Consider the following 21,242-nt stretch of genomic DNA (forward strand, 5'->3'; position numbering starts at 1 on the left):
CGACCGATCACTGCTCGAGTTCCTCCACGAGCGAGTCCACCACCGCGACGAGATCGCCGTCCGTCTGCTCCGCGATCCGCCGCTGACGCTGGTAGGACGCTCCCCGCACCGGGATGTCCGCGACCCGCGCGAGTTCGTCGGCGCATCCGAGCCGTACCGCGGTGGGCATGATCTGCTCGAGCAGATCGTTCAGGTCGTCGGTGACGAGCCGTTCGGTACACACCGGGTCGAGGATGACCTCGGCATCGAGTCCGTACCGTGCCGCACGCCACTTGTTCTCCTTGACGTGCCACGGTTGCAGTACAGGAAGTTCCTCACCCCGCTCGAGACGTTCGTCGAAGTAGACGACGAGTGAATGCACGAACGCGACGAGGGCGGCCAGTTCGGCGCGGTTGGTGATGCCGTCGAAGACCCGGACCTCGAGGGTGCCCCATTTCGGCGCGGGCCTGATGTCCCAGTGCATGCCTCCGGGATGGCTGATGACACCGGACTCGAGCTGGTCGGCGATGAATTCCGCGTACTGCGGCCAGTCGGCGAAGTGATAGGGCAGGCCGGCAGTCGGCAACTGCTGGAACATCAGCGCACGGTTGCTCGCGTAGCCGGTGTCGTAGCCCGCCCAGATCGGCGACGAGGCCGACAACGCGAGCATGTGGGGGTATTTCACGAGCATGGCGTTGAGGATCGGGATGATCTTCTCCGCGGAGGAGACTCCCACATGGACGTGTACTCCCCAGATGAGCATCTGCCGTCCCCACCAGCGGGTGCGGTTGATCATCTCCTCGTAGTCCGGGGAGGGTGTGACGGTCTGGTCGGTCCACTGCGCGAACGGATGGGTGCCGGCACACATCAGGTCCACTCCGAGCGGATCGGCGGCGCGGCGCAGCAACGACAGCGACTCGGACAGATCGTCGACGGCCTCGGCGACGGTGTCGTGTACACCGGTGACGAGTTCGACGGTGTTGCGCAGGAACTCCTTGGTCAGCCGCGGGGTTTCCCCGGCGATCTCCTCCACCCTGTCGAAGACGACCGCCGCGCTGTTCGAGAGATCCCGGGTGGTCTTGTCCACCAGAGCGATCTCCCATTCCACGCCGATCGTGGGACGAGGTGATCCCGGAAACGCGACTGCCACGTCTCGATCCAACCACAGGGCCCCGCCGACGGATGTCCGTCGCGGGGCCCTGTGTCAGGAATTACCCGGGTGCCGAGCTTCAGGGGATTCGAACCCTGCTCACCCGATGACGCCGCATGCGAGGCGGGCGCCGAGGTTGTCCTGGTGGACGACCACAGAGGCGCCGTCCTCACCTTCGAGGTCCTCGAGGCCGAAGGCCGAGGTGGTGACGGTGGCGGTGGCGGTACCGTCCTCGTGGACGACGAGCGAGACCAGGTCGCCGCTTTCGGGGACGGAGGTGTTGCCACCGGCCTGCAGGTGGGCACCGGCCGACAGGAAGGCGCCGGGCTCGCCGCCGTTCGGCGCGGTGGACTGGGGCTCGCACCGGCCGAACTCGTGGATGTGGACACCGTGGTAGCCGGGCTCGAGACCCTCGACCTCGATGGTCACCTCGACGTCGCCGCCGTTCTCGGCGAACGACACGGTGCCGGCCGATGCACCGTCGACCGTGGTCAGCTCAGCGGTGAGCGCAGCGGCGGAAGCTGCAGCAGCACCACCGGCCGGCGACTCGCTTCCGCCCTCGGTGCCCTGGTCGTCGCCGTGGGCCTCGGAAGCGGGCGCGGCGGATCCCGTCCACACCGGCGGAGTCGTCCCCGGCTCGGTGCTCGCCTCCTCGCTGTTCGAGCACGCAGTCAGGCCCACCGCGGCGATCGCGACGATCGGGGCCAGAGCACGCCAGGACATGCGACGGGTGGAACTGGAGACCATCAAACCGCTCCTTCGAAGTGCCGAAAAGTCACCCGATCATAACCGGGCGTCTCCGGCGCCCACCCGGTGGCGGACCGACACGGTTCCGGCGCTAACGCGAAGTGACGATGACGATCACTCCGGGAGCGGCGTCGCGGATGCCCTCGAAGCGCGGTTGCGCGGTGACACCGAGCGACTCGGCGACGGCTGTCGCGGTCTGCTGCTCTCCGGGAGACGACCCGTAGAACACCGAGGTCTGCGGGAGCAGGCCCTCGCTGTAGTTACCCGTTTCACTGATGGTGTATCCCTCGTCCTCGAGGTAGGCCGCGGTCTGCGCGGCGAGGCCCGCGACCTCCGAATTGTTGAACACGCGTATCGGAGCCGTCGCGGCCGGAGACGTGCCGGCGGCGAGCGAGGTTCCACTCGCCGCGGGCAGGGAGGAAACCGAGGACACGGCAGCAGAGGTGGTCGCGCCGGCCGGCGCGGAGGTGATCGCGCCGGCCGGCGCCGGGGCGGACGTAGCCCCGTTCCCGGCAGCAGGCGCGGAGGGCACCGCGGCCGCGCGCGGAGAGGGCGCGGCCGGTGCGGCAGTGGTCGTGGGTGCGGCCGTGGGAGCAGGCTCGTCGTCCGAATCACCCAGTGAAGCGAAACCCAGACCGGCGAACAGGATGCCCAGGGCGATCAGGACCATCGCGAACGCACGCAGAGGCGGTCCCGAGGGTGTGGGCGCGCGGCTGGGGATCTCGGGGGTTCTGCTCACGACCTCGACCATAGTTGCCCGAGCACACACAGCGCTGCCGACCGGCCGCGCGTGTCGACTTCGCCGTGTCCTCCTACGAGGTGCCCGGACTAACGGGTGTCGAAACCGAGACGGCGGGCCGCGCGGGCCTTCTGACGGCTCGCACGCAACCGCCGCAGCCGCTTGACCAGCATGGGATCGGCGGCGAGCGCCTCGGGACGATCCACCAGGGCGTTGAGCACCTGGTAGTAGCGGGTGGCGGAGAGACCGAAGAGTTCCTTGATGGCGTCCTCCTTGGCACCCGCGTACTTCCACCACTGCCGTTCGAACGCCAGGATGTCGAGATCGCGACGGCTCAGGCCGTTCGCCTCGTCGCCGGTGGGCTCCTGCGCGAGTGCGCCGTCGCCCTGCGGGGACACGAGATCGGACCGGTCGTTGCCGTGCGCTGCTGCGCCGTCCATTTCCCTCCTCGACTGACTGGATCACACCGTGACGAAGAGTCCTTGCGTCTCGGCGGAAGTCATTCAACCACGGGGTAGGGACACATACCGGTCCGAGAACGCCGTGAGTCCATCCCATTATCCTGTGTCACCATGGCCATTCTTCCGATCGTCATCGTCGGCGACCCCGTCCTGCACAATCCCACCCGGCCGGTGACCGAATCACCCGCCGAACTCGCCGAGCTGATCGCCGACATGTTCGAGACGATGGACGCGGCCAACGGCGTCGGACTCGCCGCCAACCAGGTCGGCGTCGGCAAGCGACTGTTCGTCTACGACTGCCCCGACCGCGACGGGTCCGGCTCGGTCGTCCGGCGACGCGGCGTCGTCGTCAACCCGGTCCTCGAGACCTCCGAGATCCCCGAGACCATGCCCGACCCCGAGGACGATCTCGAGGGCTGCCTGTCCGTGCCCGGCGAGAACTTCCCCACCGGACGCGCCGACTGGGCGAAGGTCACCGGCACCGACGAGAACGGTGAGCCCGTCGAGATCGAGGGTCACGGTTTCTTCGCCCGCATGCTGCAGCACGAGGTCGGGCATCTCGACGGTTTCCTGTACGTCGACGTGCTGATCGGGCGTAACGCCCGCGCCGCGAAGAAGACCATCAAGCGGGCCGGATGGGGTGTTCCGGGCCTGACCTGGCTGCCGGGCTCGGTGGAGGACCCGTTCGGCCACGACGAGGACGACTGACGAGACGACCGGCGAACCGTCGATGACGACCGACCGTCCGGCCGCACCCCTCCCCCTCGGCACCCGGGTGGTGCTGCGGTACCGCCTGCCCGCCGGCTACAGCCACCCGATGACCGACGTCATCGGCGAACTCGTCTCCGTCGAGCCGGTGGTCGCGGTGCGCAGCGCCGACGGTCGTGTCGTCCAGGTGTCCCCCGCCTCGGTCGTCGCTCTCAAACCGATCGCGGCGCGGCCGATCCGCGTCTCGGAGATCCGTGCGCTCGAACACGCCGCCGCGGCGGGGTGGCCCGGTCTGGAGTCGGACTGGGTGGACGGGTGGCTCGTGCGGGCCGGGCACGGCTTCACCCGGCGCGCCAACTCGGCGACGCCGCTGGGTGAACGCGGGACCGTGGCCGATCCCGCCGATCCGGCCGTGCGGGCCCGGCTGCGCGGATGGTTCGCGGCACGCGGACTGCCGCTGCGGCTGTCGGTGCCCGATCGGCTCGGCCGGATCCCCGAGGGCTGGCCGACCTCGGAGCCGGTGCTCGTGATGGGAGCCGACCTCGCGAACGTGCCGCTGCCCCCGGAGCCCACCCCGGTCACCATCACCGACCGGCCGGATGCCGACTGGATGTCGCTCCACCGGACCGGTGACGATCCGGTGGTCGCGCAGGACGTGCTCGGCGCGGTGGCCGCGGGCATCCTCGGGTTCGGCCGTATCGGGGCGCCCGGGCAGCCGCCCCTGGCGATCTGTCGCGCGGCGGTCACCGACGCCCCGGACGGACGCCGCTGGGTGGGTCTGTCGGCCGTGGAGGTCGCGCCCGAGCACCGGCGCCGCGGACTCGGCACGCTCGTGTGCGGCGCCGTCCTGCACTGGGCCCGCGAGCAGGGCGCGACCCACGCATACCTGCAGGTCGACGAGTCGAACACAGCGGCCCGCGCCCTGTACCGCGAACTCGGCTTCGTCGACCACCACCGCTACCGGTATGCCTCCGAACCCGTCGGATAGGTCACCTACAGTGGGCGTGTGCGCCTTGCTACCTGGAATGTGAACTCCGTCCGTGCCCGTACCGACCGCATCCTCGACTGGCTGCAGCGAACCGGCACGGATGTGCTCGCGATGCAGGAAACCAAGTGCAAGGACGAGCAGTTCCCCCACGAGCGTTTCGAGGAACTCGGCTACCGGGTGGCGCACGTCGGGCTGAGCCAGTGGAACGGTGTGGCCATCGCCTCGCGGGTGGGCCTCGACGACGTGCAGATCGGATTCGACGACCAGCCCGGTTTCTCCAAGGACCCGGAGGCCGAACCCGCACTCGAGGCGCGGGCGATCGGCGCGACGTGCGCGGGTGTGCGCGTGTGGAGCCTGTACGTCCCCAACGGCCGCGACCTGCACGACCCGCACTACACCTACAAGCTCGACTGGCTCGCCAAGCTGCGCGCCGACGCCCACGGCTGGGCAACTGCGGCTCCCGAGCAGCCCATCGCCCTGGTCGGCGACTGGAACGTCGCCCCCACCGACGACGACGTGTGGGATCCGGCCTTCTTCGAGGGCAAGACGCACACCTCGCAGCCCGAACGCGACGCCTTCCACGCGTTCGCCGAGGTCGGCTACACCGATGTGGTCCGTCCGTACGCCCCCGGCCCCGGGGTGTACACCTACTGGGATTACACCCAGCTGCGGTTCCCCAAGAAGCAGGGCATGCGGATCGATTTCGTCCTCGGGTCGCCGGCCTTCACGGCGCGCGTGACCGGCGCCGAGATCGACCGCAACGAGCGCAAGGGCAAGGGCGCGAGCGACCACGCCCCGGTGATCGTCGACCTCGAGGTCTGATCAGGCCTTGCGGGCGGGCACCTTACGCTGCCGATCGTTACGCTGCGGTTCCTTGCGATGCGGCTCGAGGGGCACGACGACGTCGCGGTAGTTCTCGTGCGAGGCGAGGAACCGCTGCACATAGGTGCACACCGGCCGCACCCGCCACCCTCGCCGGCGCGCGAGATCGAGCGACCCGCCGACGAGGACGGCCGCGAGACCACGATGACCGAAGTCTTCGACGATCACGGTGTGCATGAAGTCGACGACCGGCGGGTTCGGCGCCGGAGCGCGTTCGAAGTCGTAGTACCCCAGGATGCCGACGAGGTCACCGTTGAGGCGCAGTTCGAACCGGTTCTGGTCGGCATTGTCCACCACGTCGAGGTCCGGCGAACTCGTGTTCATGAGCGCCTCCAAAAGCGTCTTGCGTAATCGAACTGTGACCTGTGCCACTATAGAACACTGAGGGGTGAACCGCCGGTAACGCTGTCGTGTTTCGCAACGGGAGCCCGCCTCAGCGCCGCCCGGCCGTGATCGAACACACCCTCGGTAGGGTGTCTGCGTGGAACTTCTGCCCTTGTCGCCCCGAGGCGAGACCCCGGTTCGAGCCCTCACCATCGCCGGCACCGACTCCGGAGGTGGAGCCGGCATCCAGGCCGATTCGCGCACGATGGCGATGTGCGGTGTGCACGCATGCGTCGCGGTCGCGGCCGTCACGGTCCAGAACTCGGTCGGGGTCCGCGGGTTCCACGAGATCCCCGCCGAGATCGTCGCCGATCAGGTGCGCTGCGTGGTCGAGGACATCGGCGTGTCCGCGGCGAAGACGGGCATGCTCGCCTCCACGCAGATCATCGAGGCCGTCGCCCAGGTGTGCTGCGAGGTGGGCATCGGCCGCGACCAGGCGGTGCCGCTCGTCGTCGACCCGGTGTGCGCGTCCATGCACGGCGATCCCCTGCTGCACGCCGATGCGCTCGACGCGATCCGCAGTGTGCTCGTCCCCCTCGCCACCGTCGTCACCCCCAACCTCGACGAGGTACGGCTGATCACCAGCATCGACGTCGTCGACGACGCCTCGGCCCGCCGCGCCGCCGAAGCCCTGCACGCACTCGGCGCCCGGTGGGTGATCGTCAAGGGCGGCCATCTGCGCAGCTCGGCGATGAGCACCGATCTGCTGTTCGACGGCGACCGTTTCCTCGAGTTCAGCACGCCTCGCATCGACACCGGCAACGATCACGGCGGCGGCGATACGCTCGCGGCCGCGATCACCTCGGCCCTGGCCCACGGCCGGTCGGTGCCCGAAGCCGTCGAGTTCGCGAAGGAATGGATCACGAAGTGCCTCGAGTGGGCCTACGACCTCGGGCACGGCCACGGGCCGGTCAACCCCTTGTGGCGCCTGAACGAGCGCTGACGACGCCCACCCTCACTCGGTGAACTCGGCGCGCACCTGTGCTCGCCGGTCGCCGGTGGGGACCCCGTCGGGTCCGTCGACCGAGTTCGCGTAGACGGCCGTGCCGTAGGCGACTGCGGCGGCCGCTGCCGCGAACGCGTCGCGGTCGATGCCGGCCAGGGTGTCCTCGGGGGTGTGATAGTTCGGGTCGAAGGGCTGGTCGGCGGTGCCACCCCACAGCTCGGCCTGCTCGGGGGTCTTGACGTCGTCGGCACCGGTGAACACCCCGCCCGCGGGGATACCGGAGGCGACGAACGGACCGTAATCGGAACGACCGTCGAAATCCGTTCCTCCGACGTCGATTCCGCGTTCGTCGAAGAACTGCGCGAAGGTCCGTTCGATCCCCGCCGAGCCCTCCGGCCCGGGTCCCTCGCCGACGGCATCGGAGTCGTCGCCATCGAACACCAGATATCCGGCGTTGGGTGAGCCGAGCATGTCGAAGTTCAGGTACAGCGCGATGTCGAGTCGCTCCTCCTCGGACAGCGACTCGACGTACCTGGTGGAGCCCACCAGCCCGACCTCCTCGGCGCCCCAGAACGCGAACCGCACGGCGTTGGTCACTCCCGGTTCGCTGCCGAGCTGCAGCGCGGTTTCGAGGACGGCGGCGACGCCGGTGCCGTTGTCGTTGATCCCCGGCCCTTCGGGCACACTGTCGAGGTGCGCGCCGACGACGATCACGTCGTCGGTCGAGCCGGTGCGGGTCTGGGCGATCACATTGCGTGACTTCTGATCCTCGGTGCGGGTCTCGAGCGTCATCGTCACGGTGGTCGCGGCGGAGAGACGCTCCGCGTCGGCCCCGGCCACACCCCCGACCGGGATACGGGGGTTCGACTCCGCCCCGAGACCGGCGGCGTCGAGCGGGCCGTCCTCGTTGTTGGCGACGATCAGCGCGGCCGCTCCCCGGTCGGCGGCGACCTGCTCCTTCACGGCGAAGGTGCACACGCCGCGATCGACGATCACCACCGCGCCGGTCGCGTCGACCCCGTCGTAATCGGTGGGTTCGCACCCGGGGGTGCCGTCGGGGGCGATCCGCACGACGCGCGCGGTGAGTCCGTCCGGTCCCGTCGACGGCGACATGCCGAGTGCGCTCACCCCCGTCGGGTCCCCGTCGACGACGAGCTGCTCGTTCTCGACCGCGAACAGCGTCGAATCGAACTCCGGTGTCTGCACGTCGAATCCGGCGTCGCGCAGAGCTCCGGCGACATAATCGACGCTCGCGTCGTAACCGGCGGTACCGAGCGCACGGTTGCCGTCGTTCTCGCCGGCGATGCGTTCGAGCTCCGTCAGGTGCGTCGTGACGGCGTCGAGTTGCACGGCGTCGGCGAGTACCGCCGGATCCACGGGCGGCGCCTCCACCTCCCCTTCCGAACATCCCGCCGTCAGGAGTACTCCGGCGGCGAGCAGAGCCGCTCCCCGTATGCCGTATCTCGCCCGCGCCCGCGCCATCGTCCGAGCGTACAAAAAAGCACTGCGCCGCACGGGGAATCCGTGCGGCGCAGTGCGGCGGTGCGGGAGTATCAGGCGTCGCGGCGGTTGACCACCACGAGCGACAGCGCGAATACCAGGAATGCGAAGGCCGCGAAGTATACGAGCGATCCCCATGGACCCCAATGGAATTCGATTCCCTGACCGATACCCAGGAAGTTGTTCGCGTTGGCGAACGGCAGGAACGGCTGGATCTCGCGGCCCACGGAACCGAACAGCGCGAACAACGACTCGAGGAGCAGCGGCCACAGCATGAGCAGTGCGATCGTGCCCGCCGACTGCCGCAACAGGGTGCCCACGCCGACCGCGAGGAAGACGCAGAGGAAAGCGTAGATCGCGGTGCCGTAGACCGCACGCCACGCGGTGTCGCCGCTCAGGACGAGATCACGTCCCGCGTCGGGACCGGCCAGCACCTTCGCGAAGTAGAAGGCCCCGAACGAGACCGCGACCGTCAACAGTGCGCCCAGCACCCCGATGAGCAGGGCCTTCATCGTCAGGAGCAGAGTGCGGTTCGGGGTGGCCTGGAAGGTCGTGCGGATGACCCCGAAGCGGTACTCGCTCGTGACCGACAGCGCCGCGAGGATCATGAGTACCAGCACGCCGAAGCCGGTGACACCGCTGACCGCGACATCCACGGTCGGATAGAACTGCCCCATCTCGTCGTCCATCCCCACCGACGCGCGGGAGACCGAACCGAGGATCGCGGCGAGCCCCAGCCCGAGGGCGACGATGACGACGGTGCACCACAGCGGCGACTGCACCGACGTGAGCTTGATCCGTTCGGCCCGCAGTGTATCGAGCGCCGTACTCATCACAGTCCACCCTTCATGACGTCGTCGACTCCGGATCCGTGGTATTCGACCTCGCCACCGGTGAGTTTCATGAACGCTTCCTCGAGGGACGCGTGTCGTCCCGCGAGTTCGTGCAGCACGATCGACCGGGCCGCGGCGAGTTCGCCGATCTCCGCCGCCGGAGCTCCCGAGACGTGCAGGGCGCCGTCGTCCTCCCGGACGGTGTGCCCGCGTTCGGCGAGCGCGGTGCGCAGCTCGCCGAGCTGCGGGCTGCGCACCACCACGAACGAGTCGGACGCCCGGTCGACGAACTCCTTCACCGAGGTGTCGGCGATGAGCCGGCCACGGCCGATGACGATGAGATGTTCGGCGGTCTGCGCCATCTCGGAGAGAAGGTGGCTGGACACGAGCACCGTGCGGCCTTCTGCGGCGAGCGCCTGCATGAACCGCCGGATCCATACGATGCCCTCGGGGTCGAGGCCGTTGACCGGTTCGTCGAACAGCAGCACGCGCGGGTTGCCGAGCAGCGCGGCGGCGAGACCGAGGCGCTGCGACATCCCGAGCGAGAAACCACCGGCACGCTTGCCCGCGACCTCGGTCAGTCCCACCTGGCGCAACACCTCGTCGACGCGGGAGGCGGGCAGGCCGTTCGACGCGGCCAGCCAGGCGAGATGGGACCGCGCCGATCGGTTGGGATGCACCCACTTCGCGTCGAGCAGCGCCCCGACGGTCGTGAGCGGCCGCGTCAGCTCCTGGTACGGCTTCCCTTCGATCAGTGCGGTTCCCGAGGTCGGCCGGTCCAGTCCCAGGATCATGCGCATCGTGGTGGACTTCCCCGCCCCGTTGGGGCCGAGGAAGCCGGTGACGATGCCGGGACGGACCGTGAACGTCAGGTCGTCGACCGCGGTCGTGGACCCGAAGGTCTTGGTCAAGCCGGTCACTTCGATCATGCGCACCACCCTACGTGCGGGCCCGGCGGGCAGAGCAGGTCAGTCGCCCGCCGGGTCGACATGCTGTGCACCACGGTGAGATCGGGGAACACGTTGTTTCCGAGGTTCCGGGGTTCCGGGGTTCCGGGGTTCCGGGGCCGGGTCCGTCCCGGCTCCGGTGTCGGTCAGGGCTCCAGCGGTGACGATGCCTGGGCCCAGAAGCGTTTCGGGATGCGGCCGGCATGCCGCGCCCGGAATCCCGCTTCGACGGCGTGCCGCATCGCGGCGGCCATCAACGCGGGATCCTTCGCGCGGGTGACGGCGGTGGCGAGCAGGACTGCGTCGCACCCGAGTTCCATCGCGAGCGCGGCGTCGGAGGCGGTTCCGATGCCCGCGTCGAGGATCACCGGCACGCCCGCGGCCTCGACGATCATCTCGATGTGGTGCGGGTTCGAGATACCGAGGCCGGTGCCGATCGGCGAGCCGAGCGGCATCACCGCGGCGCATCCGACATCCTCGAGGCGCCGGGCGAGGACCGGGTCGTCGGTCGTGTACGGCAGGACGACGAACCCGTCGTCGACGAGTTGCTCGGCCGCCGAGACGAGTTCGATGGCGTCGGGCAGCAGTGTCCGTTCGTCGGCGATGACCTCGAGTTTCACCCAGTCGGTCTCCAATGCCTCCCGGCCGAGTTGCGCGGTCAGCACCGCTTCCTTCGCACCACGGCAACCGGCGGTGTTCGGCAGCGGTTCGATACCGAGGCGACGCAGCAGATCGAGGACACCCGTTCCGGAGGCCGCGTCGACGCGGCGCATCGCGACGGTGGTGAGCTCGGTGCCCGACGCGACGAGCGCCTCCTCGAGCACGGCCAGGTTCGCCGCACCACCGGTACCGGTGATCAGCCGCGAGCCGAAGGTGCGGCCGGCGATGGTCAGCTCCGGCAGATCTGCGCCGGGATCGCGTGTGTCAGCCACCTTGGACCGCCGTGAGGATCTCGATGCTCGCACCCCGGGGCACCGGCTCCGACCAGCGTCCTCGCGGGCACACGACACCGTCGACGGCGACCGCGATTCCCTTCTCGGGCAGACCGAGCTCGTTCAGCAGCTGCGCCACCGTCGGCGCCGCGTCGTAGTACTTGTCCTCACCGTTGACGGTGATGCCCACGGACACCTCGTTCGTCATCCCACACTCGCTTCCGTAATTCGTCGGGGACAGGCGTATTTCGCATCGGTCAGCGACCGCCCGCCGAGTTCGGCGAGCACCGCGTCGACGGTGAGGGGCGTGAGCAGCACACCGTTGCGACCGTGCCCGGTCGCGGCGACGACACGATCGGAGACCCGGCCGATCAGCGGCAGGTTGTCGGGCGTCATCGGGCGCAGGCCCGCGCTCGCCTCGAGCAGCTCGTACTCGCCGAGCGCCGGAAAGATGATCTCGGCATCGGCGATCAGATCGCGCACACCCGCCACCGTGACCTGCGTGTCGGACGCCTCGTACTGCGTCGCCCCCACCACGAGACCGTCGTGGCGCGGAACCAGGTAGGCGGGACGCCCGTGGACACTCGCGCGCACGGTGCGTTGCGGCGGCGGGGTCGCGCCCGGCCGCACCCGCAGGCGCAGGATCTCGCCCTTGACCGGGCGGACCGGAAGGTCCGGCCACAGACGTGCTGAGGCCACCCCGGCCGCGAGCACCACCTGGTCGTCCGGCAGGTCGGCCGGGTCGTGCACGGCGGCGTCCGAGAAACGCACTCCGGCGCCGGTCGCCGCGACGCGCAGGGCGTCGACGAGCGCACGGTTGTCGACCGACGACTCGGTGGGGGCGAGGAGTCCGAGACGGACCTTCGGACCGAGGGACGGCTCGAACTCCCGGATCTCGGCGCGGGAGAGCAGCCGCATCTCGTGCCCCTGCTCCCCCACCCATTCGGCGACGGTCCGCAGGTCGGCCGCATCGGCCGCATCGAGCGCGACGGTCAGGGACGCCTGGGCGGTGAACACATCGACGCCGGTCTCCGTGCGCAGCGCCTCCGCGAAGCCGGGCCAGCGGTCGAGGGAGGCCGCTCCCAGGGACAGGACGTGGTCTTCACCGGGCCAGCCCTCGGACAGCGGTGCCAGCATTCCTCCGGCCACCCACGAGGCTCCGCTACCAGGATTCGGGTCGTGCACGGTCACGATGTGTCCCGCGCGGGCCGCGCGCCATGCGATCGACAGCCCGATCACTCCGCCACCCACGACGGCCACAGTTGCCATTGGTCCACCTCACTCCCTGCGCCGGCATGATCCGGGTCAGGTCATAACGGTCGGGGCCGGCAGGCCCCCTCTCAGCCCCGCGATCCCCGGGACTCCCGTGTCGTCACTTTCGCTCTAGAGGCTACCGTCTTGTCCGTGACCACCTATCGCGGCAACCATCCCGACCCGCGCGGCCGACTCGCCACCGCCCGGCTGTACCTGTGCACCGACGCCCGCCGGGACACCGGCGACCTCGCACGGTTCGTCGAGGAGGCCCTCGCCGGTGGGGTCGACATCGTCCAGTTGCGCGACAAGGACTCGGCCGGTGAGAAGAAGTTCGGACGGCTCGAGGCACGCGACGAACTCGCGGCCCTCGAGATCATCGGCGAGGCGTGTGCACGCCACGGAGCACTCCTCGCCGTCAACGATCGCGCCGACATCGCGCTCGCAGCGGGCGCCGACATCCTGCATCTCGGTCAGGGCGACCTGCCGGTGCGGCACGCGCGGCAGATCCTCGGCGACGAGATCGTCATCGGCCGGTCGACGTCGAGCCGGGCGCAGGCCGCGCTCGCCGACATCGAGGAGGGCGTCGACTACTTGGCGTCCGGACCGGTGTGGGACACCCCGACCAAGCCGGGCCGTACCGCGGCGGGGCTGGAGGTGACGCGCGAGGTCGCGCAGTCGCAGCCGGCACGACCGTGGTTCGCGATCGGCGGCATCGACCTCGAACGGCTCCCCGAGGTGCTCGACGCCGGTGCCACGCGGGTCGCGGTGGTCCGGGCGATCACGAAGGCAGACGATCCGCGGGCCGCCGCGGCTGCACTGAAAGCAGCTCTGCCGGTCTGAGGGCCTTTACCTTAACCTATATCACTTAGATGTTTGTAGCTTCATCTAGGTACATGAAAGGTGGGAATTCGTCTTAGCAATGCCCACATTGACAACTACTGAGCAACTTCTGCTCAGCATTGCCCTGAGCAACGCCGCGAAAATTCGAGCGCTACCTACGCAATTAGGAAAGAATTTTGACTCCTCTAGGTTGATATCTCAAGTTATATCAGATCGACTCGAGCTCGCTGGATATCACCTTCGGATAGGAGATCGATTCTTCCAGGATGGAGAATACCGGACATCCATAAGCCGCCATTACTATGCTATGTACCACGCTGCTCGAGCAATAGCATTCGCCACCCATAAAGGTGACGATTTTCAGCAGCATTCCATCCTACCAAAGAACCTACCGACCAAATTACCACCATCGAACTCATCAGGCCCATGGCAGACCGAACTGACCCGAGCGCGACTTATTCGAAACCAGGCGGACTATGATTTATATCCAGTATCAATAAAAGACTGGGAAGGGGACGCTCGCGACATGGCAGCTATTGCACCCCTGTTTGTGGCAGCTTGCTCTGATTTCGCGCTGAACGAAGGACTGATATAACCATGCCGATGGACGCAGCCTCCGCAATTAAACCCACACTTGAACAGGCCGGCATTGCAGCTCTTGATATACAGCAACGGGAATTCCCTGGGGAATTTTGGGTCATCGTAACCGTAGATCCCGATTTGGTTGCAGTCGGTCAAAGCCTAGCCGGAGAGTTAGAGACGCGCGTAAAGGCACCTGACGGTTCAACGGTTACTGTACTTTTTCGAGGATCTCCTCCCACAACTGCCGAAGAACCAGTCTCGATAGCAAGCGGTCGTCTACATGACTCTTCGGTTGATCGACTCATTCAATTACTTGAAGCACGATCCAGAACGTCCGACGCGGTGCCCAGCTTGAGCTACATGGAAGATCCACGCGCGAGCTTGAATGCTATCGCGTCACCAAGACACCATTTGATCTATGGCCGTCGCGGAGTCGGAAAAACAGCACTCCTTCTAGAAGTAAAACGAATCGCGGAGCTAGAAGGACATGTTGCGGTATGGATAAATACTCACACCCTTCGGAGACTCAGCGCCGAAGCCGCCTTTTCTGTCGTCATTGACAGCGTACTTGAAAATCTAATTCTAAGAATTGGATCCAGCTCGTCAGGAATTATATCCACACTCGATGAACTACGCCATAAACTTGTCGACGACACGTCAGAAGACACTGCGGTCAAGTTAATTCCTGACTTAAACCGTACGTTGCGGCGCGTTCTCCGCCCCGGCCTCCTGAGACTGTACGTATTCCTTGATGACTTCTACCTCTTAGACTCCCAACACCAACCTCGACTACTTGATCATCTCGCCGGAGTATTGCGGGACTGTGATGGCTGGATCAAGGTGGCAAGCATCGAACGGTTAACCCGTCCATTCGAGGTCTCTACACGAGTCGGTATAGAGCCTCCCCATGATGCCCTCATCGTCAATCTAGATGTCACGCTGGAGGATCCCGAATCGACCCAGAAGTTTCTGGAATCCGTGCTGGAGTCCTATCTTTCCACAGCGGGAATTAGGTCAGCTCGGAGAATTGCAAAGGTCCCTGCCCTTGGACGCCTCGTCTTGGCTTCGGGCGGAGTTCCTCGAGATTACTTGAATCTATTCTCTGCATCGATTTTGGCTGCCCGAAAGCGGAGCTCCAAAGCGGCCGAAATTGGAAAAGAAGACGTTGCCGCCGCAGCTGGACTATATTCCCAAAGCAAGAAGCGCGATCTTGAGCAGGATGTTGCAGGTAGAAATTCAGCGGAACTTCTTTCTGCACTTGAAACACTTAAACATCAGATCAAAGATAACGGGTCGACCTACTTTAAAGTGGATCTCTCAATGGAGGGCCACCCCGGTTATGAGGTACTCGCAAATCTTGTCGATATGAGGTTCGCCCACCTGGTTCAATCGTCAATATCAGACCCGCATCGGCCAGGAGTCAAGCACGAAGCTTACGTACTCGCCCTTAGTGAGTACACTGATGTTCGCCTTCACCGCGGACTCGATATTCTTGATATTGAGGATGGTAATTGGCTATGGCAAAAGACGGGAAAAGCTGGAACGGCAAAGAATCTGACGAGAACCGAATTTCGTGGCAAACTAAGGCAGGCACCAATTCTAAACCTAGATAGGCTTGCGCTGCACTCCCAATAACTGAGCCTGGTCAGGGATGGTTTATCTTTCATCAAAAAGCATCGACTTATTCGGCTCCTGGTCGGATAACCACCCGAGTACCGTCGAAGGGGACACCGCGACGGCACTACTAGGCAGTCGGTTGCGCAGCCCTCGGTCGGCGGTGACCACGACTGTCACGTAGGGATCTATGGCAGTGACGGTCGCCGCGGCGAGCCGGGCCAGTTCGTCGTCGCCGCTGCCGTCCGCGGTGTGCACCGGGATCCGGACGTCGTCGATCGTCGCGGCGCGGGCGTGGCCTTCGAGGACCGCCTCGACGCGGGGCACCCAGCCGAACGACCCGTCGGGAAACTCGACGGTGCGGGGCAGCGCCGCGGCGAGGTCGGCGAGCAGGGCGGCGGTCGCACCGGGGCGGTCGCGCCACCACCCGGTGGGGCCACCGGCCCCCAGCACGTTCGCCGTGTCGAGCAGCATGCGCACCGGCGCGGTGCGCAGCGACGGCCATGCCTCGGCGAAGCCGCTGTGCAGCGGCATCGTCTCGACGTCCGGTTCCGGCACCCAGCGCAGTTCGGTGCTCTCCTGGTTGAGGCTGGTCACGAGCGTCTCGGCGGCATCGGCGACGACGGTGGTGTAGGTCCACCCACCGGCGAGACCGGAGGTGACGCGTTCGGCACGCACCGTCACCGCCTCGACGTCGATACCGGCCTCTTCGTGCGCTTCCCGCACGGCTGCGTCGACGGTGCTCTCGTGCGAGTCGCGGGCACCACCGGGAAGGGCCCAGGTCCCACCTTGGTGCGACCATGCCGCCCGATGCTGCAGGAGTACCGCGGGCCGACCGTCCGCCAGCGGAGCGCGCAGCAGCAGGCCTGCGGCGCCGTGCCGTCCCCAGCGCTTCCCGCCGTCCGGGCCGGCCGCCCAGCCGTCGCCGTCTCCACGCATAGCGTCCGCCTCTCCGATCCGCCTCGCCCGGGCCTGTGCCCGGTACCGGATCCCGCCGTCCGTGGACGGCAACAATACCGCCGGGCTGCTTATATGCTCCCCTCAGACCGCTCGACACGAGGAAGGGAGTGCCCGGTGGACGTGCGGATCACCCCTCCTTTCGCTCCCATCGGGAGCCACGTGCGCGAGACTGCCGGTACGGACGATCCGGACGCCCGTGTCGATCGCTTCCGCGCCCTGCTGCGATCGACCCCGGTCCGGTTGCTGATACTCGGGGCGGTGCTCACCGTGTTGCTCGTGGCCTCGGCCGTGGTGTCCGCGACCACCGTGTCCGGCCGGCAGGCCACCCACGACCGTCTCCTCATGTCCGTCGAACCGCTCGCGAGCGCGGCCCAGAATCTCTACAGCGCGCTCTCGGTGGCCGACGCGGCCGCCGTGACGGGGTTCATCTCGGGCGGGCTCGAACCGGAGGCGGTGCGAAGTCGCTATATCAGGGCCACCGACGAGGCGGCGGAGTATCTCGTCATCGCTGCGACGGGGCTGACGGACGCCGACCGCGAGACGGCGCACAACCTCACCGAGATCGGGCGCTTGTTGCCCGTCTACACCGGGCTGATCGAGACGGCCCGCACCAACAATCGCACCGGACATCCGGTCGGTTCCGCCTATCTGGGTGAGGCCTCGCATCTGATGCAGACCGAACTGCTCCCGGCCGCACAGGAACTGCACACGCGCGGTGTCGCTGCCGTCGAGGACACCCAGCGCGACGCGGTACGACCGCCCTGGCTCGCCATCGGACTGCTCCTCGTCACGGTCGCCGCGCTGTGCGCGGCGCACGTCGTAGTGAGCCGCCGCAGTCGTCGCACTTTGAATCCCGGGCTCATCGTCGCGATCGGCGCGACCGGGGCGCTGCTGGGCTGGCTGCTCGTCGCCGGTCTGGCGTCGTCGAGCGCCACCGAACGCGCCATCGAGCGGGGCGCGGCACCGCTCGCCGATCTCACCGAGGGACGGATCCTCGCCCAGCAGTCGCGCACCGCCGAAACCCTGCTGATCGCCCGGCGCGACACCACCGGCGCGTACGACGACACCTTCGGGACCAACATGTCGCGACTCGGCGACATCCTCGACGTGTACGGACGCGAGTCCGCCCTGGAGGCGGGCGCCGACGCGGTCACGGCGGCCCGGTCGGCGCACGAAGCCTGGATCAACTCGCACGCACGCATGGTCGACGCACTCGCGCGCGGTGACTACGCGGCTGCCTCGGTCCTCGCGGTCGGGGCGGGTCCCGGCGAATCCACCGCCCGGTTCGTCGCCCTCGACGAAGCCTTGACGGAAGCGATCGACGGCACCCGCACCGAACTGCGCGACAACGAGTTCCGCGCGTCGCGGACCCTCGCCGGCCTCACACCGATGTCGGTGATCCTGCTGACGGTGGCGCTCGTCGGAGTGTGGGTCGGTCTCCGGCCACGGTTGAAGGAGTACCAGTGAGACAGCGCGTTCTCGTCGCGGGCCTGTGCGTCGTCGCCGCACTCGCCGCCGGGTGCGCGACCGAGCCCCCACCGCGAGCGCCCGGTCTCCAGGGGTCGACGACGTCCGTCCCGCTTCCCGAGAACGCGCGGCTGCTCGAGTCCTCGGTGGCCACGCCGCCCGCTCCCGACTGCGGTGATCCCACCGCATCCCTGCCACCTGATCCGGGCGTGACCGGACCTGCGATCGATCGGATCCGGGCGCGCGGCCGACTGGTCGTCGGACTCGACACGGGCAGCAATCTCATGAGCTACCGCGATCCCGCGACGGGACGGATCACGGGCTTCGACGTCGACATCGCCCGCGAGATCGCCCGCGACCTCCTGGGCGACCCCGACCTCGTCGACTACCGCATCCTGAGCTCGGCAGAACGCGAGAAGGCGCTGCAGGATTCGACCGTCGACATCGTCGCGAAGACGATGAGCATCACGTGTGCCCGACGCGAGAAGGTGGATTTCTCGACGGAGTACTTCCGCGCGCAACAACGAGTACTCGTCGTCAAGGGTTCCGACATCCGCACCGCCGCCGATCTCGCCGGACGGCGCGTGTGCATCGTGGACGGCACCACCTCGCTGCTCCGGATGCGGGAGGTGCAGCCGTCGGCGTCGATCCTCACCGTGCCGTCGTGGGCGGACTGCCTCGTCGTCCTCCAGCAACAGCAGGTCGACGCCGTGAGCACCGACGACACCATCCTCGCCGGCCTCGCCTCGCAGGACCCCTATCTCGAACTCGTCGGTCCCTCCCTGGGATCCGAGCCGTACGGTATCGGGATCCGGCTGGGGAGCGACGATCTCGTACGGTTCGTCAACGCGACCCTCGAGCGGATCCGTTCCGACGGTACGTGGACGGCGCTGTACGAGAAGTACCTGCGGGTGCTCGGTCCGACACCGCCACCCCCGACACCGAACTACCGGGAGTGACGGCCATGTCCGACGAACCCGAACCGGCCGGCACCCCGTCGGCCGATTCCGGGCCCGCCACCGAACGGGCTGCGGACTCCGGACCGGCCACCGCACCGGCGACCGGGGATATCGGCCCCGCCACCGAACGCGGTCCCGCAGCCGAACGCAGCCTCGCCCCCGTGACGCGGTCCGACTCCACCCAGCGGTCCTCGATCTGGTCCGGTTCGTCCTCGCAACGCTCGTCGAGCCGTCGCGTGCGCCCGCGCGGAACCCAGCGTCGTCGCATCGCCGGCCTCGTCGACGTACCGGTCCCCACCGCGAAGGACCCCCTCGAGGCAGTGCTCCGCGACCCCCACGTGTCCGAGGGCAAACGGTTCTGCTCGAAGTGCGGACAGCCGGTGGGCCGCAGTACCCCTTCGGGCCCGGGGCCCACCGAGGGTGACTGCCCGAAGTGCGGCACCCATTTCGAGTTCACGCCGGCCCTGCACCACGGCGATCTCGTCGCAGGGCAGTACGAGGTCCAGGGCTGCCTCGCGCACGGCGGACTGGGGTGGATCTACCTGGCGATCGACCGCAACGTGAGCGACCGCTGGGTGGTCCTCAAGGGCCTGCTGCAGGGCGGCGACGCCGAAGCCCAGGCGGTCGCGGTGGCCGAACGTCAGTTCCTGGCCGAGGTCAGCCATCCGAGCATCGTGCAGATCTACAACTTCGTCGAGCATCCCTCGCCGGACGGCACCCCGATGGGATACATCGTCATGGAGTACCTGGGTGGTCACACCCTGCGTACCGTGCTCGACAACTATCCTCCACCGAACCGCATCCCCGTCGAGCAGGCCATCGCATACATGCTCGAAGTGCTTCCGGCACTGCAGTATCTGCACGACATCGGGCTGGTCTACAACGACCTCAAACCCGAGAACATCATGGTCACCGACGAGCAGATCGAACTCATCGACCTCGGCGCGGTCTCCGCGATCGAGGGATACGGCTATCTGTACGGGACGCCGGGATATCAGGCACCGGAGATCGTCCGGACCGGGCCGACGGTGGCGAGCGACATCTACACGGTCGGACGCACCCTCGCGGTGCTCACCCTCGAGATGCCGTCGGACAAGGGACGTTACCGCGACGGTCTCCCCACTCCCGAGCAGGCGCCCCTGCTCGCCGAGTTCGACTCCTTCCACCGACTGCTGCTGCGGGCCACGAATCCCGACCCCCGGCAGCGTTTCTCGTCGGCCGACGAACTGCAGGGACAGCTCACGGGCGTGCTGCGCGAGATCCTGTCGAAGAAGCTCGGCACCGAACACCCCGGCCTGTCCGGTGTGTTCAGTCCGCCCCGGACCACTTTCGGTACCGATGAGGCGCTCGTGCCCACCGATGTGTACGCCGACGGAATCGAACGCGACGCCAAACTGCAGGGCCAGGATGTCGCGGCCGCGCTGCCCGTCCCCCTGCTCGATCCGAACGATCCGAGTGCTGCACTCCTCGCCGCCGCGGTGCACAGCGAACCGCAGCAGACCCTCGACTCCCTCCGGCACGCGCGGGAGAACGGTGTCGGACGGGTTGTGGGAGCATCCGACGTGTCGTTCTCCAGGGAGATCACATTGGCCGAAGTCCGCGCGTATCTCGATCTCGGGCAGGTCGACAGCGCCGTCGAGATCCTCACCCGCCTCGAACGCGAATTCGGCGACGACTGGCGCATGGACTGGTACGCCGGCATCGCCGAACTGCTGCAGGACGACTACGAGGCAGCGTTCGCGCGGTTCGACAAGGTGTTGCAGGCCCTCCCGGGCGAGATCGCCCCGAAGATCGCGCTCGGGGCCACCGCCGAACTGACGCTCCAGCATTGGGAGAGCGACGATCCGGCCGCGTGGCGACGTTTCTGCGAGGAGTCCTATCGGGTGGTGTGGCGCACCGATCACGCCGTCGTCAGCGCCGCCTTCGGACTTGCACGCCAACTCACCGCCCGCGACGAGATCCGCGCCGCCGTGGACGTTCTCGACGAGGTTCCGATGACCTCCCGGCATCACAGCGCCGCGACGATGACCGCCGCACTGGTCCTGTTGCGGGGCGGTCGTGTCGAGGAGATCTCGGAGGCCGATCTGCGCGAGGCCGCGCACCGGATCGCGTCGCTGCCACCCGACGAGGGCCGCGCCCTGCAGATGCGCGCACTCGTGCTCGGGGCGGCGCTCGAATGGGTGCGCAGCGGGCGGGCGTCGAGTCGCGAATACGACCGCATCCTCGACGTGCCGTTCACCGAGAAGGGACTCCGCCTGGGCGCCGAGGCGGCGTTGCGGCAGTTGGCGCGCAACGCCCCCTCCCGCACGCACCGCTACACACTCGTCGATCTCGCGAATGCGATCCGGCCGCGTAGCTTGACCTGACCAG

General features: G+C 67.6%; 22 protein-coding genes and 1 riboswitch. Of the genes, 10 read left to right on the forward strand and 12 right to left on the reverse strand.

All coding sequences use genetic code 11. The features are described from left to right. Positions 1–7: 7 nt before the first annotated feature. From A8G18_RS03115 to napA, 4 genes are all read right to left on the reverse strand, one after another. On the reverse strand, positions 8–1,129 hold the full coding sequence (locus A8G18_RS03115) for a glutamate--cysteine ligase (protein WP_026002921.1): 1,122 nt from the start codon (positions 1,127–1,129) through the stop codon (positions 8–10). A 99-nt stretch (positions 1,130–1,228) separates the two neighbouring features. After that, positions 1,229–1,876, reverse strand: a complete 648-nt coding sequence (locus A8G18_RS03120) for a superoxide dismutase family protein (protein ID WP_064062663.1) — start codon at positions 1,874–1,876, stop codon at positions 1,229–1,231. Between the two features lie 91 nt (positions 1,877–1,967). Further along, on the reverse strand, positions 1,968–2,627 hold the full coding sequence (locus tag A8G18_RS03125) for a LytR C-terminal domain-containing protein (protein WP_064062664.1): 660 nt from the start codon (positions 2,625–2,627) through the stop codon (positions 1,968–1,970). Between the two features lie 77 nt (positions 2,628–2,704). Continuing rightward, a complete protein-coding gene (napA, locus tag A8G18_RS03130) occupies positions 2,705–3,055 on the reverse strand; it encodes a nucleoid-associated protein NapA (protein WP_016935504.1) in 351 nt (116 codons plus the stop codon). A gap of 132 nt (positions 3,056–3,187) precedes the next feature. Here napA and A8G18_RS03135 point away from each other — a divergent pair, with 132 nt between their 5' ends. Genes A8G18_RS03135 through A8G18_RS03145 form a run of 3 tightly spaced genes read left to right on the forward strand, consistent with a single transcriptional unit; the run spans position 3,188 to position 5,594 of the window. Continuing rightward, a complete protein-coding gene (locus A8G18_RS03135) occupies positions 3,188–3,784 on the forward strand; it encodes a peptide deformylase (protein WP_064062665.1) in 597 nt (198 codons plus the stop codon). Between the two features lie 22 nt (positions 3,785–3,806). After that, the gene (locus A8G18_RS03140) at positions 3,807–4,772 is read left to right on the forward strand and encodes an N-acetylglutamate synthase, CG3035 family (RefSeq protein ID WP_064062666.1); all 966 of its coding nucleotides are present in this window, start codon (positions 3,807–3,809) and stop codon (positions 4,770–4,772) included. Positions 4,773–4,790: 18 nt separating this feature from the next. After that, the gene (locus A8G18_RS03145) at positions 4,791–5,594 is read left to right on the forward strand and encodes an exodeoxyribonuclease III (protein WP_064062667.1); all 804 of its coding nucleotides are present in this window, start codon (positions 4,791–4,793) and stop codon (positions 5,592–5,594) included. Here A8G18_RS03145 and A8G18_RS03150 read toward each other — a convergent pair whose 3' ends face one another. Continuing rightward, positions 5,595–5,978, reverse strand: a complete 384-nt coding sequence (locus A8G18_RS03150; protein ID WP_064062668.1) for a GNAT family N-acetyltransferase — start codon at positions 5,976–5,978, stop codon at positions 5,595–5,597. Positions 5,979–6,135: 157 nt separating this feature from the next. Between A8G18_RS03150 and thiD the strand changes: the two genes are divergently transcribed. Beyond that, entirely contained in the window at positions 6,136–6,981 is an 846-nt protein-coding gene (gene thiD, locus A8G18_RS03155; RefSeq protein ID WP_064062669.1) for a bifunctional hydroxymethylpyrimidine kinase/phosphomethylpyrimidine kinase, read from the forward strand. Between the two features lie 12 nt (positions 6,982–6,993). Here the strand turns inward: thiD and A8G18_RS03160 are convergent, their stop codons facing one another. From A8G18_RS03160 to thiO, 6 genes are all read right to left on the reverse strand, one after another. Then, on the reverse strand, positions 6,994–8,466 hold the full coding sequence (locus tag A8G18_RS03160) for a M20/M25/M40 family metallo-hydrolase (protein WP_209446992.1): 1,473 nt from the start codon (positions 8,464–8,466) through the stop codon (positions 6,994–6,996). Between the two features lie 71 nt (positions 8,467–8,537). Next, positions 8,538–9,317 carry an ABC transporter permease gene (locus A8G18_RS03165; RefSeq protein ID WP_064062671.1) on the reverse strand — a complete coding sequence of 260 codons (780 nt, stop codon included), beginning with the start codon at positions 9,315–9,317 and terminating at the stop codon, positions 8,538–8,540. Then, entirely contained in the window at positions 9,317–10,246 is a 930-nt protein-coding gene (locus A8G18_RS03170; protein WP_064062783.1) for an ABC transporter ATP-binding protein, read from the reverse strand. The genes A8G18_RS03165 and A8G18_RS03170 overlap by 1 nt, the downstream gene beginning before the upstream one ends. 164 nt (positions 10,247–10,410) lie before the next feature. Next, positions 10,411–11,196 carry a thiazole synthase gene (gene thiG / locus A8G18_RS03175; protein WP_064062672.1) on the reverse strand — a complete coding sequence of 262 codons (786 nt, stop codon included), beginning with the start codon at positions 11,194–11,196 and terminating at the stop codon, positions 10,411–10,413. Next, positions 11,189–11,404 (reverse strand): sulfur carrier protein ThiS, encoded by a 216-nt coding sequence (gene thiS / locus A8G18_RS03180; protein WP_064062673.1) that lies wholly within the window; start codon positions 11,402–11,404, stop codon positions 11,189–11,191. The genes thiG and thiS overlap by 8 nt, the downstream gene beginning before the upstream one ends. After that, positions 11,401–12,465: a glycine oxidase ThiO gene (thiO, locus tag A8G18_RS03185; protein ID WP_064062674.1), complete on the reverse strand. Its 1,065-nt coding sequence runs from the start codon at positions 12,463–12,465 to the stop codon at positions 11,401–11,403. Before thiO ends, thiS begins: the two co-directional genes overlap by 4 nt. After that, positions 12,462–12,574: riboswitch (TPP riboswitch) on the reverse strand. (Overlaps the previous gene by 4 nt.) Positions 12,575–12,600: 26 nt before the next feature. Here thiO and thiE point away from each other — a divergent pair. The 3 genes from thiE (at position 12,601) to A8G18_RS22280 (ending at position 15,507) form a co-directional block, all read left to right on the forward strand. Next, complete coding sequence (thiE, locus tag A8G18_RS03190; RefSeq protein WP_064062675.1) at positions 12,601–13,290, forward strand: thiamine phosphate synthase; 690 nt, start codon at positions 12,601–12,603, stop codon at positions 13,288–13,290. 79 nt (positions 13,291–13,369) lie between these two features. Next, positions 13,370–13,885 (forward strand): HEPN domain-containing protein, encoded by a 516-nt coding sequence (locus tag A8G18_RS23650; protein ID WP_084421398.1) that lies wholly within the window; start codon positions 13,370–13,372, stop codon positions 13,883–13,885. Positions 13,886–13,893: 8 nt separating this feature from the next. Next, complete coding sequence (locus A8G18_RS22280) at positions 13,894–15,507, forward strand: ATP-binding protein (protein WP_167352069.1); 1,614 nt, start codon at positions 13,894–13,896, stop codon at positions 15,505–15,507. A gap of 21 nt (positions 15,508–15,528) precedes the next feature. Here A8G18_RS22280 and A8G18_RS03195 read toward each other — a convergent pair whose 3' ends face one another. After that, a complete protein-coding gene (locus A8G18_RS03195) occupies positions 15,529–16,425 on the reverse strand; it encodes an NUDIX hydrolase (RefSeq protein WP_064062676.1) in 897 nt (298 codons plus the stop codon). A 180-nt stretch (positions 16,426–16,605) separates the two neighbouring features. Here A8G18_RS03195 and A8G18_RS03200 point away from each other — a divergent pair, with 180 nt between their 5' ends. The 3 genes from A8G18_RS03200 to A8G18_RS03210 are packed head-to-tail and all read left to right on the forward strand — an operon-like array spanning position 16,606 to position 21,238. Next, positions 16,606–17,913, forward strand: a complete 1,308-nt coding sequence (locus tag A8G18_RS03200; RefSeq protein WP_245207764.1) for a hypothetical protein — start codon at positions 16,606–16,608, stop codon at positions 17,911–17,913. Continuing rightward, positions 17,910–18,872 carry a glutamate ABC transporter substrate-binding protein gene (locus A8G18_RS03205; RefSeq protein WP_084421404.1) on the forward strand — a complete coding sequence of 321 codons (963 nt, stop codon included), beginning with the start codon at positions 17,910–17,912 and terminating at the stop codon, positions 18,870–18,872. Before A8G18_RS03200 ends, A8G18_RS03205 begins: the two co-directional genes overlap by 4 nt. Then, positions 18,869–21,238: a serine/threonine-protein kinase gene (locus tag A8G18_RS03210; protein WP_084421407.1), complete on the forward strand. Its 2,370-nt coding sequence runs from the start codon at positions 18,869–18,871 to the stop codon at positions 21,236–21,238. Before A8G18_RS03205 ends, A8G18_RS03210 begins: the two co-directional genes overlap by 4 nt. Positions 21,239–21,242 lie beyond the last annotated feature (4 nt).

The sequence above is a fragment of the Rhodococcus gordoniae genome (assembly GCF_001646655.1).
In the GTDB taxonomy this organism is placed as follows: domain Bacteria; phylum Actinomycetota; class Actinomycetes; order Mycobacteriales; family Mycobacteriaceae; genus Rhodococcus; species Rhodococcus gordoniae.

What these genes read in the sequence shown, in the direction of transcription:
- A8G18_RS03120 (WP_064062663.1), bottom strand. Translation starts at nt 1,876, where the DNA reads ATGGTCTCCAGTTCCACCCGTCGCATGTCCTGGCGTGCTCTGGCCCCG.
- A8G18_RS03125 (WP_064062664.1), bottom strand. Translation starts at nt 2,627, where the DNA reads ATGGTCGAGGTCGTGAGCAGAACCCCCGAGATCCCCAGCCGCGCGCCC.
- napA (WP_016935504.1), bottom strand. Translation starts at nt 3,055, where the DNA reads ATGGACGGCGCAGCAGCGCACGGCAACGACCGGTCCGATCTCGTGTCC.
- A8G18_RS03135 (WP_064062665.1), top strand. Translation starts at nt 3,188, where the DNA reads ATGGCCATTCTTCCGATCGTCATCGTCGGCGACCCCGTCCTGCACAAT.
- A8G18_RS03140 (WP_064062666.1), top strand. Translation starts at nt 3,807, where the DNA reads ATGACGACCGACCGTCCGGCCGCACCCCTCCCCCTCGGCACCCGGGTG.
- A8G18_RS03150 (WP_064062668.1), bottom strand. Translation starts at nt 5,978, where the DNA reads ATGAACACGAGTTCGCCGGACCTCGACGTGGTGGACAATGCCGACCAG.
- A8G18_RS03160 (WP_209446992.1), bottom strand. Translation starts at nt 8,466, where the DNA reads ATGGCGCGGGCGCGGGCGAGATACGGCATACGGGGAGCGGCTCTGCTC.
- A8G18_RS03165 (WP_064062671.1), bottom strand. Translation starts at nt 9,317, where the DNA reads ATGAGTACGGCGCTCGATACACTGCGGGCCGAACGGATCAAGCTCACG.
- A8G18_RS03170 (WP_064062783.1), bottom strand. Translation starts at nt 10,246, where the DNA reads ATGATCGAAGTGACCGGCTTGACCAAGACCTTCGGGTCCACGACCGCG.
- thiS (WP_064062673.1), bottom strand. Translation starts at nt 11,404, where the DNA reads ATGACGAACGAGGTGTCCGTGGGCATCACCGTCAACGGTGAGGACAAG.
- thiO (WP_064062674.1), bottom strand. Translation starts at nt 12,465, where the DNA reads ATGGCAACTGTGGCCGTCGTGGGTGGCGGAGTGATCGGGCTGTCGATC.
- A8G18_RS23650 (WP_084421398.1), top strand. Translation starts at nt 13,370, where the DNA reads ATGCCCACATTGACAACTACTGAGCAACTTCTGCTCAGCATTGCCCTG.
- A8G18_RS22280 (WP_167352069.1), top strand. Translation starts at nt 13,894, where the DNA reads ATGGACGCAGCCTCCGCAATTAAACCCACACTTGAACAGGCCGGCATT.
- A8G18_RS03195 (WP_064062676.1), bottom strand. Translation starts at nt 16,425, where the DNA reads ATGCGTGGAGACGGCGACGGCTGGGCGGCCGGCCCGGACGGCGGGAAG.